Annotated in this window: 25 protein-coding genes; 9 read left to right on the top strand and 16 right to left on the bottom strand. The window is 41.1% G+C overall.

The features are described 5' to 3' along the window. Positions 1-4: 4 nt before the first annotated feature. From GMD1S_RS02840 to GMD1S_RS02850, 3 genes are all read right to left on the bottom strand, one after another. Positions 5-1,282, bottom strand: a complete 1,278-nt coding sequence (locus tag GMD1S_RS02840) for a pyrimidine-nucleoside phosphorylase (protein ID WP_001202940.1) — start codon at positions 1,280-1,282, stop codon at positions 5-7. After that, positions 1,279-1,869, bottom strand: coding sequence for a class I SAM-dependent methyltransferase (locus GMD1S_RS02845; protein WP_008277670.1), 591 nt, complete (start codon positions 1,867-1,869; stop codon positions 1,279-1,281). The genes GMD1S_RS02840 and GMD1S_RS02845 overlap by 4 nt, the downstream gene beginning before the upstream one ends. A gap of 202 nt (positions 1,870-2,071) precedes the next feature. Then, positions 2,072-2,476, bottom strand: coding sequence for a hypothetical protein (locus tag GMD1S_RS02850; protein ID WP_000698116.1), 405 nt, complete (start codon positions 2,474-2,476; stop codon positions 2,072-2,074). A 201-nt stretch (positions 2,477-2,677) separates the two neighbouring features. On the opposite strand from GMD1S_RS02850, the gene coaA reads away from it, so the two are divergent. From coaA to GMD1S_RS02865, 3 genes are all read left to right on the top strand, one after another. Beyond that, positions 2,678-3,598: a type I pantothenate kinase gene (gene coaA / locus GMD1S_RS02855; protein ID WP_000180519.1), complete on the top strand. Its 921-nt coding sequence runs from the start codon at positions 2,678-2,680 to the stop codon at positions 3,596-3,598. A gap of 67 nt (positions 3,599-3,665) precedes the next feature. Then, positions 3,666-3,902, top strand: coding sequence for a 30S ribosomal protein S20 (gene rpsT / locus GMD1S_RS02860; protein ID WP_001274000.1), 237 nt, complete (start codon positions 3,666-3,668; stop codon positions 3,900-3,902). Between the two features lie 52 nt (positions 3,903-3,954). Next, on the top strand, positions 3,955-4,488 hold the full coding sequence (locus tag GMD1S_RS02865) for a DNA topology modulation protein (RefSeq protein WP_000684208.1): 534 nt from the start codon (positions 3,955-3,957) through the stop codon (positions 4,486-4,488). A gap of 16 nt (positions 4,489-4,504) precedes the next feature. Here the strand turns inward: GMD1S_RS02865 and metG are convergent, their stop codons facing one another. The 4 genes from metG to GMD1S_RS02885 all read right to left on the bottom strand — a co-directional run bounded on the left by metG (position 4,505) and on the right by GMD1S_RS02885 (position 9,768). Further along, positions 4,505-6,502, bottom strand: coding sequence for a methionine--tRNA ligase (gene metG, locus GMD1S_RS02870; RefSeq protein ID WP_001291360.1), 1,998 nt, complete (start codon positions 6,500-6,502; stop codon positions 4,505-4,507). A 136-nt stretch (positions 6,503-6,638) separates the two neighbouring features. Further along, positions 6,639-7,898, bottom strand: a complete 1,260-nt coding sequence (locus tag GMD1S_RS02875) for an ABC transporter permease (RefSeq protein WP_001180395.1) — start codon at positions 7,896-7,898, stop codon at positions 6,639-6,641. Further along, positions 7,899-8,600 carry an ABC transporter ATP-binding protein gene (locus GMD1S_RS02880; protein ID WP_008277719.1) on the bottom strand — a complete coding sequence of 234 codons (702 nt, stop codon included), beginning with the start codon at positions 8,598-8,600 and terminating at the stop codon, positions 7,899-7,901. Then, the gene (locus GMD1S_RS02885; RefSeq protein ID WP_000827877.1) at positions 8,584-9,768 is read right to left on the bottom strand and encodes an efflux RND transporter periplasmic adaptor subunit; all 1,185 of its coding nucleotides are present in this window, start codon (positions 9,766-9,768) and stop codon (positions 8,584-8,586) included. The genes GMD1S_RS02880 and GMD1S_RS02885 overlap by 17 nt, the downstream gene beginning before the upstream one ends. Positions 9,769-10,034: 266 nt before the next feature. Between GMD1S_RS02885 and gor the strand changes: the two genes are divergently transcribed. The 3 genes from gor (at position 10,035) to GMD1S_RS02900 (ending at position 13,011) form a co-directional block, all read left to right on the top strand. Then, complete coding sequence (gene gor, locus GMD1S_RS02890) at positions 10,035-11,381, top strand: glutathione-disulfide reductase (protein WP_001209550.1); 1,347 nt, start codon at positions 10,035-10,037, stop codon at positions 11,379-11,381. A gap of 143 nt (positions 11,382-11,524) precedes the next feature. After that, positions 11,525-12,061, top strand: coding sequence for a biotin transporter BioY (locus GMD1S_RS02895; protein ID WP_000709011.1), 537 nt, complete (start codon positions 11,525-11,527; stop codon positions 12,059-12,061). Between the two features lie 392 nt (positions 12,062-12,453). After that, positions 12,454-13,011 carry a TetR/AcrR family transcriptional regulator gene (locus GMD1S_RS02900; RefSeq protein WP_001107627.1) on the top strand — a complete coding sequence of 186 codons (558 nt, stop codon included), beginning with the start codon at positions 12,454-12,456 and terminating at the stop codon, positions 13,009-13,011. A gap of 33 nt (positions 13,012-13,044) precedes the next feature. Here the strand turns inward: GMD1S_RS02900 and GMD1S_RS02905 are convergent, their stop codons facing one another. Further along, complete coding sequence (locus GMD1S_RS02905; protein ID WP_000807417.1) at positions 13,045-13,263, bottom strand: YdbC family protein; 219 nt, start codon at positions 13,261-13,263, stop codon at positions 13,045-13,047. Between the two features lie 103 nt (positions 13,264-13,366). Here GMD1S_RS02905 and GMD1S_RS02910 point away from each other — a divergent pair, with 103 nt between their 5' ends. Further along, positions 13,367-13,687: a hypothetical protein gene (locus GMD1S_RS02910; RefSeq protein WP_001250031.1), complete on the top strand. Its 321-nt coding sequence runs from the start codon at positions 13,367-13,369 to the stop codon at positions 13,685-13,687. A gap of 27 nt (positions 13,688-13,714) precedes the next feature. Here the strand turns inward: GMD1S_RS02910 and GMD1S_RS02915 are convergent, their stop codons facing one another. The 7 genes from GMD1S_RS02915 to rpsP all read right to left on the bottom strand — a co-directional run bounded on the left by GMD1S_RS02915 (position 13,715) and on the right by rpsP (position 17,117). Further along, entirely contained in the window at positions 13,715-14,053 is a 339-nt protein-coding gene (locus tag GMD1S_RS02915) for an ATP cone domain-containing protein (RefSeq protein WP_001196045.1), read from the bottom strand. Positions 14,054-14,064: 11 nt separating this feature from the next. Next, entirely contained in the window at positions 14,065-14,784 is a 720-nt protein-coding gene (trmD, locus tag GMD1S_RS02920) for a tRNA (guanosine(37)-N1)-methyltransferase TrmD (protein WP_008277730.1), read from the bottom strand. Then, on the bottom strand, positions 14,774-15,292 hold the full coding sequence (rimM, locus tag GMD1S_RS02925) for a ribosome maturation factor RimM (RefSeq protein ID WP_001105876.1): 519 nt from the start codon (positions 15,290-15,292) through the stop codon (positions 14,774-14,776). The genes trmD and rimM overlap by 11 nt, the downstream gene beginning before the upstream one ends. Before the next feature lie 30 nt (positions 15,293-15,322). Beyond that, positions 15,323-16,111: an alpha/beta hydrolase gene (locus GMD1S_RS02930; protein WP_000819211.1), complete on the bottom strand. Its 789-nt coding sequence runs from the start codon at positions 16,109-16,111 to the stop codon at positions 15,323-15,325. A gap of 98 nt (positions 16,112-16,209) precedes the next feature. Further along, positions 16,210-16,542, bottom strand: a complete 333-nt coding sequence (locus GMD1S_RS02935) for a MazG nucleotide pyrophosphohydrolase domain-containing protein (protein WP_000654125.1) — start codon at positions 16,540-16,542, stop codon at positions 16,210-16,212. Positions 16,543-16,585: 43 nt separating this feature from the next. Further along, entirely contained in the window at positions 16,586-16,825 is a 240-nt protein-coding gene (gene kphA / locus GMD1S_RS02940; RefSeq protein WP_000379617.1) for an RNA-binding protein KphA, read from the bottom strand. A 19-nt stretch (positions 16,826-16,844) separates the two neighbouring features. Next, entirely contained in the window at positions 16,845-17,117 is a 273-nt protein-coding gene (rpsP, locus tag GMD1S_RS02945; RefSeq protein WP_000268760.1) for a 30S ribosomal protein S16, read from the bottom strand. A gap of 217 nt (positions 17,118-17,334) precedes the next feature. Between rpsP and GMD1S_RS02950 the strand changes: the two genes are divergently transcribed. Further along, positions 17,335-18,141, top strand: a complete 807-nt coding sequence (locus tag GMD1S_RS02950; RefSeq protein ID WP_000731941.1) for a peptidylprolyl isomerase — start codon at positions 17,335-17,337, stop codon at positions 18,139-18,141. A gap of 27 nt (positions 18,142-18,168) precedes the next feature. Next, entirely contained in the window at positions 18,169-18,408 is a 240-nt protein-coding gene (locus GMD1S_RS02955; protein ID WP_000600214.1) for a zinc-ribbon domain-containing protein, read from the top strand. A 42-nt stretch (positions 18,409-18,450) separates the two neighbouring features. Here the strand turns inward: GMD1S_RS02955 and GMD1S_RS02960 are convergent. After that, the coding region (locus tag GMD1S_RS02960) for an ATP-binding cassette domain-containing protein (RefSeq protein WP_000474348.1) at positions 18,451-19,032 on the bottom strand (582 nt) is incomplete at its 5' end.

Below are 19,032 nucleotides of genomic sequence, written 5' to 3' on the forward strand. Positions count from 1 at the left end.
GGTTTTATGAGATAATTTCTATAATTTCTCGTAAACTTTGCACTCCATCATTTATTTTAACATATTTTTGAAATTCTGTAACTAGTTCAGAAGAAATTTTTCCATTTGTATAAACTTTTGCAACAATTTCCCCTTTTTGAACGGAGTCTCCAACCTTCTTCTCAAAAACAATCCCTGTTTCATAGTCCAAGTCATCAGACTTGACTGCACGACCAGCTCCTAGTCTCATGGCATAGAGGCCAAATTCCATTGCAGGAAGAGCTGAAATAACACCCGTATCTTGAGCTGGAATTTCCACCACATGGGCAACTTTGACGGGGCGATAGAGATCTTCTAAATCACCGCCTTGTGCTGCTACCATTTCTTCAAACTTAGCCAGTGCTTGGCCATTTTCCAGGTGTTGACGGATTTCCTCAATCGTTTTTTCAACATCAGCCAAGCCAAGCATAATCTGAGCTAGCTCGCAGATAAAGTGACTAATATCTTCTCGGCCATTTCCTTGGAGAATCTCGATTGCCTCAAGGATTTCGAGACGATTGCCAATGGCTCTTCCCAAGGGTTGGCTCATATCGGTAATGACTGCTACCGTCTTTCGACCAACTGCCTTACCAAGATCCACCATGGTTTGAGCCAATTCGCGCGCCTCATCAACCGTCTTCATGAAGGCACCCTCACCGACCGTTACGTCTAGCAAAATGGCATCCGCTCCTGCAGCAATTTTCTTGCTCATCACCGAACTCGCAATCAAAGGAATCGTGTCTACAGTTGCTGTCACATCTCGGAGGGCATAGAGAAGTTTGTCTGCTTTAACCAGCTGATCTGACTGCCCAATGACAGATACACCAATGTCCTGTACCTGACGAATGAAATCTTCTTGACTTCGTTCGACTTGATAGCCCTTAATGGACTCCAATTTATCAATCGTCCCACCAGTATGGCCAAGACCACGACCACTCATTTTAGCAACGGGCACTCCGAAACTTGCAACAAGGGGAGCCAAAATCAAGGTCACCTTATCACCTACACCACCAGTCGAATGCTTGTCAACCTTAACCCCCTCAATAGCTGACAAATCAAACTCCTGACCTGTCTTGACCATATTCATCGTCAGGTCAGAAATCTCACGTGTGGTCATTCCTTTAAAATAAACAGCCATAGCAAAAGCAGACATCTGATAGTCTGGAACAGTTCCAGCCACATAGCCTTCTACCAGCCATTTGATTTCATTTGAAGTCAGTTCTTGACCATCTCGTTTCTTTTGGATTAAATCAACTGCTCTCATTCTTTCACACTTCTAAGGATATAGTATCCCTTATCTTTCTTTACGATTTCACAATTTCCAAAAACGTCTTCCATCTTGCTTTTGGCACTTGGAGCTCCTTGTTTTTTCTGAATGACGATGGTTAAATCTCCTCCGTCTTTCAAGAATTCTCTGCTCTTTTCGATAATCTCATGAACAACCTGTTTGCCCGCTCGAATCGGCGGATTGGAAATAACATGGTCAAACTTCCCTTCAACTTGTTCATAGATATTGGATTGGAAAATCGTTGCTTCTACTTTATTTCGTTCAGCATTTTGTCGCGCTAGGTCCAAGGCACGATTATTGATATCGACCATGGTTGCCTGAACTCCATAAGCCTTGACCAATGACAAGCCCAATGGCCCATAACCACAACCCACATCAAGGACCGTCTCTCCTTCATTTACCTCTAGACACTTGAGCAAGAGCTGACTCCCAAAGTCAACCATTTTCTTGCTAAAAACACCCGCATCCGTCAAAAAGGTCATGTTTTCTCCCAACAACTCCACTCTCAACTCATGAATGTCGTGACCAGCATCAGGATTTTCTGCATAATACATTTTACTCATAAAACTATTTTACCATAATTTGGCTTGAATTGTAAATCGTTTACAAAGTGATGATCAAATGAAAAAGACTGAAGAATCCTAGTCAAAAAACCTTTTCTTCAATCTCTTTCAATTATTAGAAATACATTACAATCTATCGGGAACTACAAATTATCATAGTCAGGAAAAAACAGTTCGTCTGCAATCAGGCGCATTTTTATTACTATTTCTTAACCTTAAAATACTTTATTATCAACAAGATTCCCAATATGATGTTTAGATAAAAACCCAACTGATAAGTTTGTGTCAAGATTTCCAAACTTGTCCAAAGTCGTATCAAATCTTCTAGTGACATACGGAATAGATATCCTTCTGTAGCAATCCACAAAATCAAAAATAGATAACTTCCAGCAGCAAGCCATTTCGTCCACTGCTTTTTTACTAGCCAGGCAATCAAGAGTGAGCAGATAAAGACAGCTGTTACAAGGAGATGATCCATTAAGAAGGTAAAACCGTAATAGGTTTCTACAAAGCGTCTACCATTATCCGCATTCGCTCCCCTTATAAAAGGTAAGGCAAAACTTAAAATAAAACAGAGTTCCAATATATAACTTTTTAAGATTTTCATGACACACCTCCTATAAGTTGTGAACCAAAAAGCCCACTTTCAATAACTGATAAGTCTTCAGAAACCATTCTCTATCTCATCATTAAATTATTCAACCTCCATCTACCTCTATTATACGATATTGACTTACTACCATCAAGAAACCGCTTTATCTTTTTAGCTTTTTATGGTATGATAAACAAAATATCTAGGGGAAAACAAATGACCAACGAATTTTTACATTTTGAAAAAATCAGTCGCCAGACTTGGCAATCATTGCATCGCAAAACAACCCCTCCCTTGACAGAGGAAGAGTTAGAATCCATCAAGAGTTTCAATGACCAGATTAGTCTGCAGGACGTAACAGACGTCTATCTTCCCCTTGTCCATCTTATCCATATTTACAAGCGCACTAAGGATGATTTGGCATTTTCAAAAGGAATTTTTCTTCAACGCGAAAGTAAATCTCAGCCTTTTATCATTGGGGTTTCTGGAAGCGTTGCTGTGGGGAAATCTACTACTAGTCGCTTGATTCAGATTCTACTATCACGCACTCTCCCAGATGCTACTGTAGAATTGGTGACAACTGACGGTTTTCTCTATCCCAATCAAACCTTGATAGACCAAGATATCTTAAATCGCAAAGGTTTTCCTGAAAGTTATGATATGGAAACCTTGCTGAATTTTCTTGACCGCCTAAAGAATGGGCAAGATGTCGATATTCCTGTCTATTCTCATGAAGTGTATGACATTGTTCCTGGAGAGAAGCAACGTGTCAAAGCTGCTGATTTTGTCATTGTCGAGGGCATCAATGTCTTTCAAAACCCTCAAAATGAGCGCCTTTACATCACTGATTTCTTTGATTTCTCCATCTATGTGGATGCAGCAGTTGAGGACATTGAAAGTTGGTATCTGGATCGTTTCTTAAAACTCCTCAGCTTTGCCCAAAATGATCCCAACAGCTACTACCACCGCTTTACGCAAATGCCAATTGGAGAAGTTGAAGCCTTTGCACATCAGGTTTGGACCAGTATTAATCTCACAAATCTACAAAACTATATCGAACCAACAAGGAATCGCGCCGAGGTCATTCTCCACAAGACTAAAAACCATGAAATCGATGAAATTTACCTAAAAAAATAATTTCCCCTTGTCAAAACCTAAGTTTTCATATATAATGGTATAGTTAGTAAATATGGAGGTAAGAACATTGGCAAACATTAAATCAGCTATCAAACGCGCTGAATTGAACGTTAAACAAAACGAAAAAAACTCAGCTCAAAAATCAGCTATGCGTACTGCTATCAAAGCTTTCGAAGCAAACCCTTCTGAAGAACTTTTCCGTGCTGCTAGCTCAGCTATCGACAAAGCAGAAACTAAAGGTTTGATTCATAAAAACAAAGCAAGCCGCGACAAAGCTCGTCTTTCAGCTAAACTTGCTAAATAAGAAACAGTCCATAGAGGCTGTTTTTTTGTCCTCTAATCAGAAAAGGTAGAAAATGAAAATCGCAATCATAGGATATTCTGGAGCCGGCAAGTCAACTCTAGCTGAAAAGTTGTCAAACTACTACTCCATCCCCAAACTGCATATGGACACACTCCAATTTCAACCTGGTTGGCAAGACAGTGACCGCGAATGGATGCTGGACGAGATGAAAAACTTTCTCACAAAGCACGAAGCTTGGGTCATCGACGGCAACTACTCTTGGTGTTGCTATGAAGAAAGAATGCAGGAAGCTGACCAAATCATCTTTCTCAATTTTTCACCATGGACTTGTCTCTTTCGAGCCTTCAAACGGTATCTCACTTACCGAGGCAAGGTCAGAGAAAGTATGGCAGCAGGCTGTCCTGAACGCTTTGACTGGGATTTTATCAGATGGATTCTCTGGGATGGGCGGACAAAGAATGCTAAAGAACGCTATCAACGGGTTCAAGAAAACTACCCAGAGAAAGTAATTGTTCTCCGGTCTCAAAAGGAGATGGAGTACTTCTTAGAAAATCTAGCGCATAACAAGAAAAACCAACGTGTCTAACGTTGGTTTTTTGCTTTTACCCAATCACACTTCCGTTTGGTACAGCTGGATCCACTGTGAGAAGGGTTAATTTGCCATCATGTTCAGCTGAGAGAATCATCCCTTGGCTGACATATTTTTTCATCATCTTGCGTGGTTTGAGGTTGGCAACGATTTGTACCTTCTTGCCGACCAATTCTTGTTCGTTTGGATAGTATTTTGCAATTCCTGAGAGGATTTGACGGTCTTCGCCATCACCAGCATCTAGGCGGAATTGGAGCAACTTGTCAGAACCTTCCACTTTAGACACTTCTTTGACTTCTGCGACACGGATCTCAACCTTGTCAAAGTCTTCAAACTTGATTTCATCCTTGTTGAGTTTGAGTTCGACTTCATCTGGATTCCATTCTTTTTCGACGGCTGGCTTGTTGCTTTCCATTTGTTCCTTGATATAGGCAATCTCTTCTTCCATATCCAGACGTGGGAAGATTGGTGTTCCTTTGGCCACAACATTCACATCTGATGGCAAGTCAGCTAGGTTCAAATTTTCAAGGCTAGCAACTTCTGCCAATCCAAGCTGGGTCAAGACTGCACGACTGGTTTCCATCATAAATGGCTCAATCAAGTGAGCTACGACACGAAGGCTAGCTGCCAAGTGGCTCATGACACTTGCCAATTGGTCACGGTGCTCTTCATCCTTAGCCAAGACCCATGGGGCTGTCTCATCGATGTATTTGTTGGTACGTGAGATAAGAGTCCAGACTGCTTCAAGGGCACGTGGGTAATCAACGGCTTCCATGTGTGTATGGAAGTCAGAGATAGATTGCTCTGCTACTTGAGCAAGAGCATTGTCAAATTCAGTCACACCCTCTACATAGGCAGGGATTTGCCCATCAAAATACTTGTTAATCATAGAAACCGTACGGTTAAGGAGGTTTCCAAGGTCATTGGCCAATTCATAGTTGATACGGCCAACGTAGTCCTCAGGAGTGAAGGTTCCATCTGAACCAACAGGAAGGCTACGCATGAGGTAGTAACGAAGTGGATCCAGTCCATAACGCTCTACTAACATTTCAGGATAAACGACATTCCCTTTAGACTTAGACATCTTGCCGTCTTTCATGACGAACCAACCATGGGCAATCAAGCGATCAGGCAATTTCATATCCAACATCATGAGAAGGATTGGCCAGTAGATGGAGTGGAAACGAAGGATATCTTTTCCGACCATATGGAAGACTGTTCCATTCCAGAATTTATCGTAGTTAGCATGATCCTCTTGACCATAACCAAGAGCAGTCGCATAGTTGAGAAGGGCATCAATCCAAACATAGACAACGTGTTTTGGATTAGATGGGACTGGAACTCCCCAGGTAAAGGTTGTACGAGAAACCGCTAAGTCTTCCAAACCTGGCTCGATGAAGTTACGCAACATTTCATTAAGACGACCATCTGGAGTGATGAAGTCAGGGTGCGATTTGAAAAATTCAACCAAACGGTCTTGGTATTTTCTGAGGCGCAGGAAGTAAGATTCTTCAGAAACCCATTCCACTTCGTGACCTGATGGAGCGATACCGCCTGTCACATTTCCAGCTTCATCACGGAAAACTTCCGCAAGCTGACTTTCTGTAAAGAATTCCTCATCTGAAACTGAATACCAGCCAGAGTATTCACCCAAGTAGATGTCATCTTGAGCAAGTAAACGTTCAAAGACTTGCGCCACTACTTTTTCATGGTAGTCATCAGTGGTACGGATAAATTTATCATATGAGATATCAAGTAATTGCCAGAGTTCTTTAACTCCAACTGCCATCCCATCAACATAGGCTTGTGGTGTAATTCCAGCTTCTTCCGCTTTTTGCTGGATTTTCTGACCATGCTCGTCAAGACCTGTCAGATAAAAGACATCATAGCCCATGAGGCGTTTGTATCGAGCTAGGACATCACAAGCGATGGTTGTGTAGGCAGAACCGATATGAAGTTTACCAGATGGATAGTAAATCGGTGTTGTAATATAAAAATTCTTTTCAGACATAATTTTTCCTTTCCAGGCAAATGAAACCTGATTTTCTAACACTTCATTATATCATATTTTTAGTGATTTTCGATAGGAAAATCCATACAAAAACAAGATAGACAACTGTCCATCTTGTTTTTTTCTGTTCTATATCTTATTCATAACGAAGGGCTTCAATCGGATCAAGTTTAGACGCTTTATTGGCTGGCAAGACTCCGAAAATCATCCCAACACTTGCTGACACAGCCAAGCTAAAGAGAGCGATTGGGAGGGAAACCCCAACTTCAATACCTGCAATCATGTTTTGAAGCAATACTCCAGCTAACATGGTCATTCCAGCAGCAATCCCAAGACCAATGACACCACCTAACAAAGTCAGGATCATGGATTCAATCAAAAACTGTACCAAGATATTAGCCCGAGTAGCTCCGAGAGCTTTCCGCAGACCAATCTCACGTGTGCGTTCTGTCACCGAAACCAGCATGATATTCATAACACCAGTTCCCCCGACAAAGAGAGAGATTCCTGCGATGGCACTGATAATGGTGGTCATAAAACCAAAGAGTTGTTGTACTTCTTGGAAGGCAGCGGTTGCATCCGCAACTTGGTACTCCCCTTGCTGAAGACCAGCAATCTCAGTCAGTTTTCGAGCCAACTCCGGACCCAAGGTCTGCGTTAGACTAGTATCATTGACACGAAAGACGATGTTCGAAATTTCATCAGTATTAAAATTGGCTGCGAGAGAAATATTGGTCGTAATTGGAAGACCACCAATCCCAAAGGCTTTAGCAGTTTTGGCTTCATTGCTGGTATAAACGCCAATCACACGGTAACTAAATTCATTAACAGAGATGATTTGATTTACCGCAGCTTCTGGACTATCAAACAAACTCTTGGCTAGTTCTTCATCCAACAAAATCACACTGGCAAATTCCTTGTAGTCTTGCTGTCTTAGACTTCTACCCGCAACGATTTCATTTTCAACTGCGTTCATGTAGGTGCTATTTCCGCCTGTCAGAGTCGCTCGTTCAACCTTCTTATCCTTATAAGACAAGGTAACGTTGGTCGAGTTGGTGACATAGTAACTGTCTACTCCTTTGAGTTTGGCAGCTTCCTTGACCCAGGATTCTAGTGGTTTTGGTGGTTCAACATGAACATCCTCTTCTTTCCCGCTGACTGTCAAAGCGGATTGTTTCTGCGTAAAGGAGCCGTCCTTGCTTTTGATAGGTGAGAAAAAGACATGGATATCCTTCTGTGATTTGGTCATGTTTTTATTGACCTGACGAGACATGGAGTCTCCCAGAGCCATGATGACAACGACAGACGAAACTCCGATGATAATCCCAATCATGGTGAGGAAGGAACGCATCTTGTGGGCCATGATGGATGAAAAGGCAAATTTCAGATTCTGCATCTAGTTTTCCTCCTTTTCTACCAGAGCACTGTCTGATGAGATGACCCCATCACGAATGACAATTTGGCGTTTGGCATAAGCAGCAATCTCAGGCTCGTGCGTGACCATGATAATGGTTTTCCCTTCCTTGTTTAACTCAACCAACAGCTGCATGATTTGATTTCCTGTCTTGGTATCCAAGGCTCCTGTGGGTTCGTCCGCTAGGATGATAGAGGGATTATTTACCAAGGCACGCGCAATCGCTACACGTTGCTTTTGACCACCTGATAACTCGGAAGGCAAATGATGACTGCGCTCCGTCAGCTCAACTTTTTCCAGAAATTCCTCAGCCAATTTCCGACGTTTTGAAGCCGAAACACCAGCGTAAATCAAGGGCAATTCGACATTTTGAAGAGCATTAAGCTTGGACAAGAGAAAGAACTGCTGAAAGACAAAGCCGATTTGCTGGTTACGGACCTTGGCCAATTGTTTCTCTCCAAGACCTGCCACTTCTTGGCCATCAAGATAGTACTCTCCACTAGTTGGTGTATCCAACATTCCTATGGTATTCATCAACGTAGACTTACCAGAACCAGATGGTCCCATAATGGCAACAAACTCACCTTCATGAACTTCTAAGTTAATATTTTTTAGGACCTGTAGTTCTTGCTCACCATTTCGATAACTCCTGCAGATATTTTTTAGACTAATTAATTTTTTCATCATCCTTCACCTCTTTTCCTTCTTCCAAGGAAGATGTTGGATTACTGATGACCTTGGCTCCGTCTGTCACACCTGAAGTAATTTCTTGGTTGTCTGCGTCCGCATTCCCCAAAGTAACTTCTACCTTCTTCGCTTTTTTCTGGTCGTCAACGATCCAGACATAGTTTTTGTCATTTTCGGTAACAACACTTGTCAAAGGAACAAGGATGGCCTTACTCTTATTTTTGACTTCCACACTGACAGAGAAGCCTTGTTTCAACTCACCGATATCGCTGGTCACATCAACAGTATAAGGGTACTTAGAGCCAGTATTTCCTCCAAGGGCTGCATTTGCTGCTTCTCCATTGTTTTTAGGATAATCAGAAATATAGCTGATTTTTCCAGTCCAGCTCTTATCTTGGTAAACCTTCGAAGTAAAGGTAACTTCTTGCCCAACAGAAAGGTTAGCAAGGTTGTATTCAGACAACTCCCCTTTGACCTGCAAGTTTTCATTACTTACGACATGTACTACCACTTGGCTATTACCTGTTGGCGATTTGGAAACATTACGATTAACTTCAACTACAGTCCCTTCTAGTGTACTGAGGACAGTTGCGGCATCTAGCTGTGCTTGAGCCTTGTTGAGCTGAGCCACAGCATCTGCACGGTTATCCTTGGCATCACTGATTTGAGAGTCGATAGAGGATACTGAAGAAGTCGCTGCTTGCGCTTGTTCTGGGAGTCCAGCTTCTGTTGGAACCTGTGGAGAAGCTGGTGTAGCTGATGCATTTTCACGAGCCTTGTTTAACTCCTCGATATGACGGTCTGCCTTTGCAACTGCACGATCGGCTGCATCATAGGCAGCTTGAGCATCTGCACTGCTGTATTTGACCAAAGCTTGCCCTTCTTCGACCTTGTCTCCAACCGAAACGAGAATTTCATCTAAATCTCCCTTACTAGCATCAAAATAAACGTATTGTTCATTTTTTGCTGTAACCGTACCTGACAAGAGGACCGATGAAGCAACAGAACCTTCCTTAGCAGTAACGATATGAGAGGTTTCCTCCTTGACTGCTGACTGGGAAGGTTGTCTAAAAATCAAAATCCCCGCAGCACCGATAACAATAGCACTGGCAACACCAATCGCTGTGTATAATTGCCATTTTTTTGCCTTCTTATTTCTTTTCATTTTTAAGCTCCTTTATTCTTTTGCCTTACAAAAACCATTATATCAGAAATACCAAGCCCAAACAATAACAGTTCAGATGGAAACAATGACAATTCAGGATCATTATTTCGTTCGGTATTCGTTTATTGGATTATTGTGCTAGATATATAATACAATATCTTTTTGAATTTGGCAAGCGTTTTTATAATTTTTTTATCGTAGCAGATTTTTGCATTCAAAAAATAAAAACGATAGAATATGACTATCAAAGCTATAAGGAGTTTTCTATGAGAGAATATGATATCATCGCCATCGGTGGAGGAAGCGGCGGCATTGCCACTATGAACCGCGCTGGCGAACACGGTGCAAAAGCTGCTGTTATCGAAGAGAAAAAATTAGGTGGAACCTGCGTCAATGTCGGCTGTGTTCCTAAAAAAATCATGTGGTATGGAGCGCAAATCGCTGAAAACTTCCACCACTACGGCCCTGACTACGGTTTTACAAGTTCAGATGTTCAATTTGATTTTACTAAACTTCGTCAAAACCGTGAAGCCTACATCGACCGTGCTCGCTCATCTTATGACGGAAGTTTCAAGCGCAATGGGGTTGATTTGATTGAAGGTCGTGCTCATTTCGTTGATGCTCATACGGTCAGCGTTAATGGTGAATTGATTCGTGCCAAGCATATCGTGATTGCGACTGGCGCTCGTCCAAGCATCCCAACTATTCCTGGAGCTGAACTCGGTGGCAGCTCAGACGATGTCTTTGCTTGGGAGCAACTTCCTGACTCCGTTGCGATTCTTGGAGCTGGCTATATCGCCGTTGAATTAGCAGGTGTTCTCCACGCACTAGGAGTAAAAACGGATTTGTTTGTCCGTCGTGATCGTCCCTTGCGTGGTTTTGACAGCTACATCGTTGAAGGACTTGTCAATGAAATGGAAAAAACAGGTCTACCTTTACACACACATAAGGTACCAGCCAAACTAGAAGAATCAGAGCAAGGTATTACCATTCATTTCGAAGATGGTTCTAGTCACACTGCCAGCCAAGTTATCTGGGCTACCGGTCGCCGTCCAAATGTAGACGGTCTGGAGTTAGAAAAGGCTGGCGTCACACTCAACCAACGTGGATTTATCCAAGTAGATGAATACCAAAATACAGTTGTAGATGGCATCTATGCTCTTGGAGATGTTACTGGTGAGAAGGAACTGACCCCGGTAGCCATCAAGGCAGGACGTACCTTATCTGAACGCCTCTTCAACGGGAAAACAAATGCCAAGATGGACTACACGACTATCCCTACTGTTGTCTTCTCCCACCCAGCAATCGGAACAGTCGGTTTGACCGAGGATCAAGCTATCAAAGAATACGGCCAAGATAACATCAAAGTCTACAAGTCAAGCTTTGCATCTATGTACTCAGCCGTTACAAGCCATCGTCAAGAATCTCGTTTCAAACTCATCACCGCCGGTGATGACGAAAAAGTTATTGGCCTACACGGACTTGGTTATGGAGTGGATGAGATGATTCAAGGATTCGCTGTTGCCATCAAGATGGGGGCTACCAAGGCGGACTTTGATGCTACAGTAGCTATCCACCCAACCGCCTCAGAAGAATTTGTAACCATGCGCTAATTATTGTAAGAGACCTCTTGAGGTCTCTTTTTACTTGTAAAATCGGCCGTTACAAAATTGTTACCTTGATTTCAAAAATAGGTTGACTTTTCTTTCTGAATTAGTATAATAGTTACTATAATTTTGAAAAGAGGTTAACAGTTTTGAAAAAAGCTCATATATATGCTATCCCTGCTATCGGTGCAGCTCTCATCGCCGTATTGGCACAAATCAGTCTCCCTATCGGTCCTGTACCTTTCACTTTGCAAAACTTTGCGATTGGTCTGATTGCTACTGTTTTTAGACCCAGAGAAGCTGTTCTATCTGTAGCTCTCTATCTCTTGCTGGGTGCCATTGGTTTACCTGTTTTTGCAGGGGGAGGAGCTGGATTTCACGTTTTAGTCGGTCCAAGTGCAGGCTATCTTTGGTTCGACCTTGTCTATGCTGGACTTACATCTTATCTCATCCATCAAAAAAGTGGCTACATTCGCATTTTCCTAGCCAACCTCTTGGGTGACTCCCTCGTCTTTGTCGGAGGTATTCTCAGCCTCCACTTCCTTGCTGGTATGCCACTTGACAAGGCACTCGCTGTTGGCGTCCTTCCCTTTATCCTCCCTGATCTTGGTAAGATTATTGCCATTAGTTTCATTAGTCGTCCCCTACTCGAACGATTGAAAAGTCTTCCATATTTTTCAAGATAAAAGAATAGTCCAGAACAATTGTTCTGGACTATTTCCTTTCTAAGAATCAACTGTACACTATTTAGATACTCGACTATTCTTATACCAGTATGAATATTAATCGTTTTATTCTTCAAATTATAGCTATTCACAATATGCAAAGTAGAAAAGTATTCTAATTGATTCAAACCGAATAAGCTTCTATTGATTTTGGATGCTTAGCAATTGTATACTTTTCAGAAAACGCATTTTCAATGATTGAGCTATATTTTATAAATCATTTATGATACAATAGAGCTACCTAAAAGATTCAGAAAATTTAATGTTCATTGATTGTTTATATTAACTTGAACATTCTGATTTTTCTTCATTCAAAAATAACTGTAAATAATTATAAGTAGAAAGGTAATTCTATGGCAAAGAATACTCGTGAGCTAATCATTGGGGCTCTCATCACACTAGCTAAGAAAAATCCTCAGCGTAGTTCCTTTACAATGACTGAAATTGCTGCTGAAGCTGGTATTTCACGACAAGCGATTTATCAAAAGCATTTTAACAACTTTGAAGATATTATCGAATACATTCACGAAGAGACCAATCAGCACATTTTTAACGTCTTTAATAAGTACTGCCCTAGCAATGATGGAGATCCTATCAGCTTTTTAGCAGACCATATACTTCCGCTCATATACGAAAAAAGGGAAATTGTTAACACCTTGTACACCACACAAGTCGACCCATGTTGGAAGGAATTTCTGCGTGGAACATACTCAGAGTGGGTACTAAAGAATGTCAATTACCAACTGAAATATAATTTTAATAAAGAGGACATCGCTTATATCATTACGACCATGGCAATCTCTTTCATTGAAGTCTGGATTCGTAAGGATGATCCAACACCACCTGAAGAGTATAGAGAGACTTTTATTCAATTGTCTAAAACTTCTCTGTGTGACTATATTGTGTCCTAAAAAAAGAATCTTGAGTTGCACTCAAGATTCTTTTTATTGTTGCCCTTTAAAGGCATCGACCATTACCTGAAATTCTTCATTGGAAAGCGTGATTCCTTTGCCCATTTTGGTATGGTCTGGGCTCCAAGCGCGAATGTCAAACTTTGCAGGGGCACCATTAAAGCTAACGCGATTTAGTTCTTTTGTCCATCCTTTGTCATTTTCAGACAAGGTGAGCAAGTGTTCTTCGATTTCAAATGTAAATTCTGCCATTTTAACTCCTTTATGTGATATGCTTTCTATAGTCTATTCGTAAAAATCTTGTGGTTTTTAGGAAAATTTTATATAATGTGGATATATAAGAAGGGAGGATTCTATGAGACAGACATTCAAACTAGTTCTAGATAAACTACATGGTTTTCTCAATGGGAATGATGATCATCCTCAAATCGAGGATAACTCCCTCACTGCTATGATTGAACAAGCCATCCAAAGAAAGACGGCTGTTCATGTCATACTTGCTGAGACAAGTTTTACGGGTGATATTGTTAAACACGATGCTAATCGCCAACAAATTATCGTCAAAAATTTTTCAAAAAACGTGACCCGAATCATTCGTATCAGTGATATTAAACGACTTCGTTTTGTTCCCTCAACCGTACAAAAAGCTCAGAAAAATCTATTTAAGAAAGAGTGAGATGTTCTTTGCATCCCACTCTTTTTCTTAACGAATTTGTTCAAAATGAAGATGAACAGCGATATGGTCGCCATAACCACTTCTCTCCAAATCGCGTTGCAAGCGATAAGAGATATAATGTTCTGCGATTGTAATGTAGCCAGCTCCAAGCAAGCGGTGCTCAACCATTGACTGGATCATGCTGATAGTGGCACGTTCTACTTTTGCTTCTTCCAAGTCCAAAACGACTTTTTTAGTAACTTGAGCTAAGTTTTGACGTAGGTCATCAGTCAAAACATAAACTGTTTGGGCTGCTTTTAGAACAGCTTGGTAAATTTTATCTGGATCAAATTCAGCAATTTCTCCATTACGTTTGATTACTTGCATAAGGTTCTCCTTTATTCTTTGTTTTCTTTGATTTCAGCCAGCATCTTTTCTTCTTCGGCTGTCAGTTTATAGTTTTCTAGCAGGTCAGGTCTGCGTTCGTAGGTTTTCTTTAGACTCTCATACAGCCGCCACTGGCGAATCTTTTCATGGTGCCCACTCATGAGCACATCTGGCACGACCATACCTCGATAGTCATAAGGGCGAGTGTACTGAGGATATTCGAGAAGACCCGAAGAAAAGCTATCATCCTGGTGACTAGACTCCTTACCAATCACTTCCGGTATCAATCGCACAGTCGCATCGATCATGGTCATGGCCGCCAATTCTCCTCCAGTCAAAACATAGTCTCCTAGGGAAATTTCATCAGTTACCAAGGTCTTGATGCGCTCGTCATACCCTTCATAATGACCGCAGATAAAGATTAGTTCTTCCTCTTGAGCCAAATCCTCAGCATAAGTCTGATCAAACTGCTTTCCAGCTGGATCGAGGAGAATGACGCGCGGATTTTTCTTTTCAATAGCATCAAAGGCATCGAAAATGGGTTGAGCCCTTAGCAACATCCCCTGACCGCCTCCGTAAGGTTCATCGTCAACATGACGGGCCTTTTCAGCATATTCTCTGAAATTATGATACTGGATATCCAAGAGCCCTTTTTCTCGAGCCTTCCCAACAATCGAGTGTTCCAGCGGAGAAAACATCTCAGGAAAGAGGGTTAAAATATCAATCTTCATCATCTAGTCCTTCTAAGATTTCCACTTCGACCCGCTTGTTTGGAATATCAACATTGAGAACTACTGGTGGAATGTAAGGTAAAAGCAAATCTCGCTTACCTTTTCGCTTGACTACCCAGACATCATTGGCTCCCGGTTGTAGGATTTCCTTGATAGTTCCTATCAAGTTATCACCCTCGTAAACATCCAAACCGATAATCTCGTGATAATAGAATTCTCCATCATCTAGATCGTTCAAATCTTCCTCGGCGACCTTGAGACTATAACCCTTGTACTTTTCAATCGCATTGATATGGTACATGTCTTTGAATTTGATAATGTCAAAGTTCTTATGCTTACGGTGACTTGCGATGGTCACTGTTTGGACAAACTGGTCTTTATCATCAAATAAAGCCAGCTCTGCCCCTTTTTTAAACCGTTCCTCAGCAAAATCCGTCACAGACAAGACTCGCATCTCACCTTGTAGACCCTGCGTATTAACGATTTTCCCAACATTAAAGTAGTTCATCTTGTCTCCTGTACTCTCCTTCTTTCCATCTTATTCTGACAATTCTCGAATAATATTCGCAATTTTTTCTGATTCAGACCATTGTAAATAATGGTGATTCCCTCCTAAAATGAGTTTAGTATTGGAAGTCCAATATTCTGAGTCTCTGTATTCTTTTTCTCTATAAGCCTGACAAAAAATAAATACAGGGACATGAGCTTCTATAGATACATTCTTAAAATCTTCCTCAGTAATCTCACAATATATATGAAATTCTGGAACTTGTCTTTCCAACTCTGAATCTTTTTCTTGCACTAAATCCCAGATTTCTTCATTAGTTTCAGAGCTAAATGCTGCTTGAGTTATGTTCTTAAAATAGACTTCGGGGCCACACTCTTCAATCAGTCTCATTTGCTCTTCCATTTCTGGATAAGGATTTTCTGAAAAATCAGAAAACATTACTTTTTTAGTTGTTGGTTCAATTGCTACTAAAGCCTGACACTTAATTGATTTGTTCATCAATTTGCAAGCTAAAATTCCACTCAAACTATGTGCACAAAGTATATATTCATAAATCGCCAATTCTTCAAGTACTTCATAAACCGCGTCTACAAGATTGTCCAGATTTTTTCCAGATTGGTCATGAATCGGACTCCTACCTGTGTTTGGAAAATCAATTGTCAAATAACCAATTGTGGGAGGAAGTTTTTCAAGTATAAGTGAAAAATTTTCATAACTTGGTAGCAAACCTGCGCCATTTAAACAAACAAGCACTTTCTTTTGCTTTTTATAAGTAACAGAGAGGCTGCCAATTTTTGTAGTTACTTCAAATCGTTTCATAAAGAAATCCACTCATTCTATAACAATGATTTATTAAAAACCCTTATCCTTTATTTTATCACGTTCTAGGGATTTTCACAAGTTGAAGAAAAAAGACACTATAGATATTTTCCCTCCAAAAATTCTTCCAAATCTCGTTCATGTTGGTACTTAATGGCAGCCTTCTTATCTTTGTCAAAGATGGTTTTGGTTAGATCAATGTCGTTTATGGTCGCGATTGCGACGGTGTAGTGAATGATATCAGCTAGTTCTTTGGCTAGTTCCTCATTTGAGTCCTGGACAGACTCTTTTCGACCAGAGCGCCCGTTCAAGACCTCGGCTACTTCTCCGACTTCCTCCACTAGCTTGATAAAGAGACCTTCCTCAGTCCGAGATTGCTGGTAATGTTCGAGTAAGTAAGCTTGTAATTGTCTAAACGTTAAATCCTTCATCTTCTCCTCCTCACAAAAAAGCGAGACTTCTGTCCCGCTTTTCTTATTTTTCGTCGATAACGATTCTTACTTTCTTGTCTTCAGTTGGGACAGAGTAGACAATCGTTCTTATCGCTGAGATAGTGCGACCTTTACGACCGATAACACGACCGACATCGCTTTGGTCAAGATCCAAGTGATACTCCAAAAACTCTGGTGTGTCTTCGATCTTGATAGTTAAGGCATCAGGTTGTGAAATCAAAGGTTTCACAATCGCAATAATGAGATTTTCAATCGTATCCATCTGTCAACCTACTTTAAACTTATTTTGAGAATTTAGAATCGTGGAATTTTTTCAATACGCCTTCTTTTGAAAGGATGTTGCGAACTGTATCTGAAGGTTGAGCTCCATCAGCCAACCATGCAAGAACGCGGTCTTCTTTCAAAGTTACTTGGTTTTCAGCAACAAGTGGGTTGTAAGTACCAACTGTTTCGATGAAACGTCCGTCACGTGGTGAACGTGAGTCTGCTACGTTGATACGGTAGAAAGGTTTTTTCTTAGAACCCATACGAGTCAAACGGATTTTAACTGCCATTTTTTAATGTCTCTTTTCTTATTTTTTTATTTCGGTGAAATAGCTGAGCTATTTAGCACATGTTCTATTATAGCAGATTTCTGACAGGTGTCAAGAAAAAAACTTGACAGAGTTTTAATTTTTTTAACTCCTAGAAATTTTTAGTAAAATCATTAACATTTGAAATCACCTCCCTTTTAGGGTACAATGGTAGAAATGAATTTTTGAGAGGAAAACAATGAAAAAACTAGCAACCCTTCTTTTACTATCAACTGTAGCCCTTGTTGGATGTACTAGTATCCAACGTAGTCTCCGTGGTGATGAATATGTCGACTCCAGCATCTCAGCTGAAGAAAGCTCAAAAGCAGCTGCTCAGGCTGCCAAAGATTTGAATGACGCATTGACCAATGAAAATGCCAACTTCCCTCAACTTTCTAAGGAAGTTGCTGAAGATGAAGCTGAGGTCATTTTACACACAAATCAAGGCGATATCCGCATCAAACTCTTTCCAAAACTAGCACCTCTTGCGGTTGAAAACTTCCTTACTCACGCTAAGGAAGGCTACTATAACGGCATCACCTTCCACCGTGTCATCGATGGCTTTATGGTCCAAACTGGAGATCCTAAGGGAGATGGTACAGGGGGCCAATCTATCTGGCATGATAAGGATAAAACAAAGGACAAGGGAACTGGTTTCAAAAATGAAATCTCTCCTTACCTATACAATATCCGAGGAGCCCTTGCTATGGCTAACACTGGTCAACCAAACACCAACGGTAGCCAGTTCTTCGTCAATCAAAACTCAACAGATATTTCAGCTAAACTCCCTACAAGCAAGTATCCAAAGAAAATCATCGAAGCCTATAAAGAAGGTGGAAATCCAAGTCTAGACGGCAAACACCCCGTCTTTGGTCAAGTCATTGATGGTATGGATGTTGTTGACAAGATTGCCAAAGCTGAAAAAGATGAGAAAGACAAACCAACGTCTGCTATCACCATTGATAGTATAGAAGTCGTGAAAGACTACGACTTCAGCAAAAAATAAGCCATCAACAGATAAGGAGACGATGACATGATTTTATTTTGGGGTTCTAAAGGTTATCAGAAAGATTTGGGACATACGCAAACTGCGATCGAATGTGGTCACTGTAACAATGTTGACACTTGGGAGATTGTAGAAACTGGACGCAAGTTCACCCTCTACTGGATTCCACTTTTCCCTTATGGTAAGAGTTACTTCGTTTCTTGTCCGATTTGCCACTACGGTAAAGAAATTGAGAAATCTGAAGTTGAAAACTATTTAAATTACTAGTCAAAAAGGCCAAGTCATTTCGACTTGGCTTTTTTACTGCTTTTAAGTTAGCTTGTTAAAGTCCCAGATTTGGTCCATCCAGCCTTCATAGAAGTCTGGTTCGTGACAAACCATAAGAATGCTTCCTTTGTATTCTTTAAGCGCCCGTTTGAGTTCTTCCTTAGCATCCACATCTAGGTGGTTGGTCGGCTCATCCAGCACTAAAACGTTGTTTTCACGGTTCATCAAGAGACAGAAGCGTACCTTGGCTTGTTCTCCACCTGATAAGACCTGAATCTGGCTTTCGATATGCTTAGTTGTCAAACCACAACGAGCAAGGGCCGCACGGACTTCTGCTTGGTTAAGTGCAGGAAAAGCATTCCAAACAGCTTCAAGAGGTGTTTGACGATTGCCACCTTCTACTTCTTGCTCAAAATAACCAAGTTCTAGGTAGTCGCCACGTTCGACTTCTCCAGCGATTGGTGGGATAATGCCCAAGAGAGACTTCAGGAGAGTTGTTTTCCCGATACCATTGGCTCCAATTATTGCAACCTTTTGATTGCGTTCAAAGGTAAGATTTAAGGGTTTGGTCAGAGGACGGTCATAACCAATCTGCAAGTCCTTGGCTTGGAAGATAAAACGCCC

Origin of the sequence: Streptococcus sp. GMD1S, assembly GCF_000296875.1 — a bacterium.
Lineage (GTDB): Bacteria > Bacillota > Bacilli > Lactobacillales > Streptococcaceae > Streptococcus.

Excerpts from the sequence above, each read along its gene's own strand:
- rpsP (WP_000268760.1), bottom strand. The coding sequence starts at position 17,117 with ATGGCAGTTAAAATCCGTTTGACTCGTATGGGTTCTAAGAAAAAACCT.
- gor (WP_001209550.1), top strand. The coding sequence starts at position 10,035 with ATGAGAGAATATGATATCATCGCCATCGGTGGAGGAAGCGGCGGCATT.
- GMD1S_RS02885 (WP_000827877.1), bottom strand. The coding sequence starts at position 9,768 with ATGAAAAGAAATAAGAAGGCAAAAAAATGGCAATTATACACAGCGATT.
- GMD1S_RS02935 (WP_000654125.1), bottom strand. The coding sequence starts at position 16,542 with ATGAAGGATTTAACGTTTAGACAATTACAAGCTTACTTACTCGAACAT.
- metG (WP_001291360.1), bottom strand. The coding sequence starts at position 6,502 with ATGTCTGAAAAGAATTTTTATATTACAACACCGATTTACTATCCATCT.
- GMD1S_RS02905 (WP_000807417.1), bottom strand. The coding sequence starts at position 13,263 with ATGGCAGAATTTACATTTGAAATCGAAGAACACTTGCTCACCTTGTCT.
- GMD1S_RS02950 (WP_000731941.1), top strand. The coding sequence starts at position 17,335 with ATGAAAAAACTAGCAACCCTTCTTTTACTATCAACTGTAGCCCTTGTT.
- rimM (WP_001105876.1), bottom strand. The coding sequence starts at position 15,292 with ATGAACTACTTTAATGTTGGGAAAATCGTTAATACGCAGGGTCTACAA.
- GMD1S_RS02865 (WP_000684208.1), top strand. The coding sequence starts at position 3,955 with ATGAAAATCGCAATCATAGGATATTCTGGAGCCGGCAAGTCAACTCTA.
- trmD (WP_008277730.1), bottom strand. The coding sequence starts at position 14,784 with ATGAAGATTGATATTTTAACCCTCTTTCCTGAGATGTTTTCTCCGCTG.
- GMD1S_RS02880 (WP_008277719.1), bottom strand. The coding sequence starts at position 8,600 with ATGAAAAAATTAATTAGTCTAAAAAATATCTGCAGGAGTTATCGAAAT.
- GMD1S_RS02845 (WP_008277670.1), bottom strand. The coding sequence starts at position 1,869 with ATGAGTAAAATGTATTATGCAGAAAATCCTGATGCTGGTCACGACATT.
- GMD1S_RS02955 (WP_000600214.1), top strand. The coding sequence starts at position 18,169 with ATGATTTTATTTTGGGGTTCTAAAGGTTATCAGAAAGATTTGGGACAT.
- GMD1S_RS02840 (WP_001202940.1), bottom strand. The coding sequence starts at position 1,282 with ATGAGAGCAGTTGATTTAATCCAAAAGAAACGAGATGGTCAAGAACTG.
- GMD1S_RS02915 (WP_001196045.1), bottom strand. The coding sequence starts at position 14,053 with ATGCAAGTAATCAAACGTAATGGAGAAATTGCTGAATTTGATCCAGAT.
- GMD1S_RS02875 (WP_001180395.1), bottom strand. The coding sequence starts at position 7,898 with ATGCAGAATCTGAAATTTGCCTTTTCATCCATCATGGCCCACAAGATG.
- GMD1S_RS02850 (WP_000698116.1), bottom strand. The coding sequence starts at position 2,476 with ATGAAAATCTTAAAAAGTTATATATTGGAACTCTGTTTTATTTTAAGT.
- kphA (WP_000379617.1), bottom strand. The coding sequence starts at position 16,825 with ATGGATACGATTGAAAATCTCATTATTGCGATTGTGAAACCTTTGATT.
- GMD1S_RS02910 (WP_001250031.1), top strand. The coding sequence starts at position 13,367 with ATGAGACAGACATTCAAACTAGTTCTAGATAAACTACATGGTTTTCTC.
- GMD1S_RS02930 (WP_000819211.1), bottom strand. The coding sequence starts at position 16,111 with ATGAAACGATTTGAAGTAACTACAAAAATTGGCAGCCTCTCTGTTACT.
- coaA (WP_000180519.1), top strand. The coding sequence starts at position 2,678 with ATGACCAACGAATTTTTACATTTTGAAAAAATCAGTCGCCAGACTTGG.
- GMD1S_RS02900 (WP_001107627.1), top strand. The coding sequence starts at position 12,454 with ATGGCAAAGAATACTCGTGAGCTAATCATTGGGGCTCTCATCACACTA.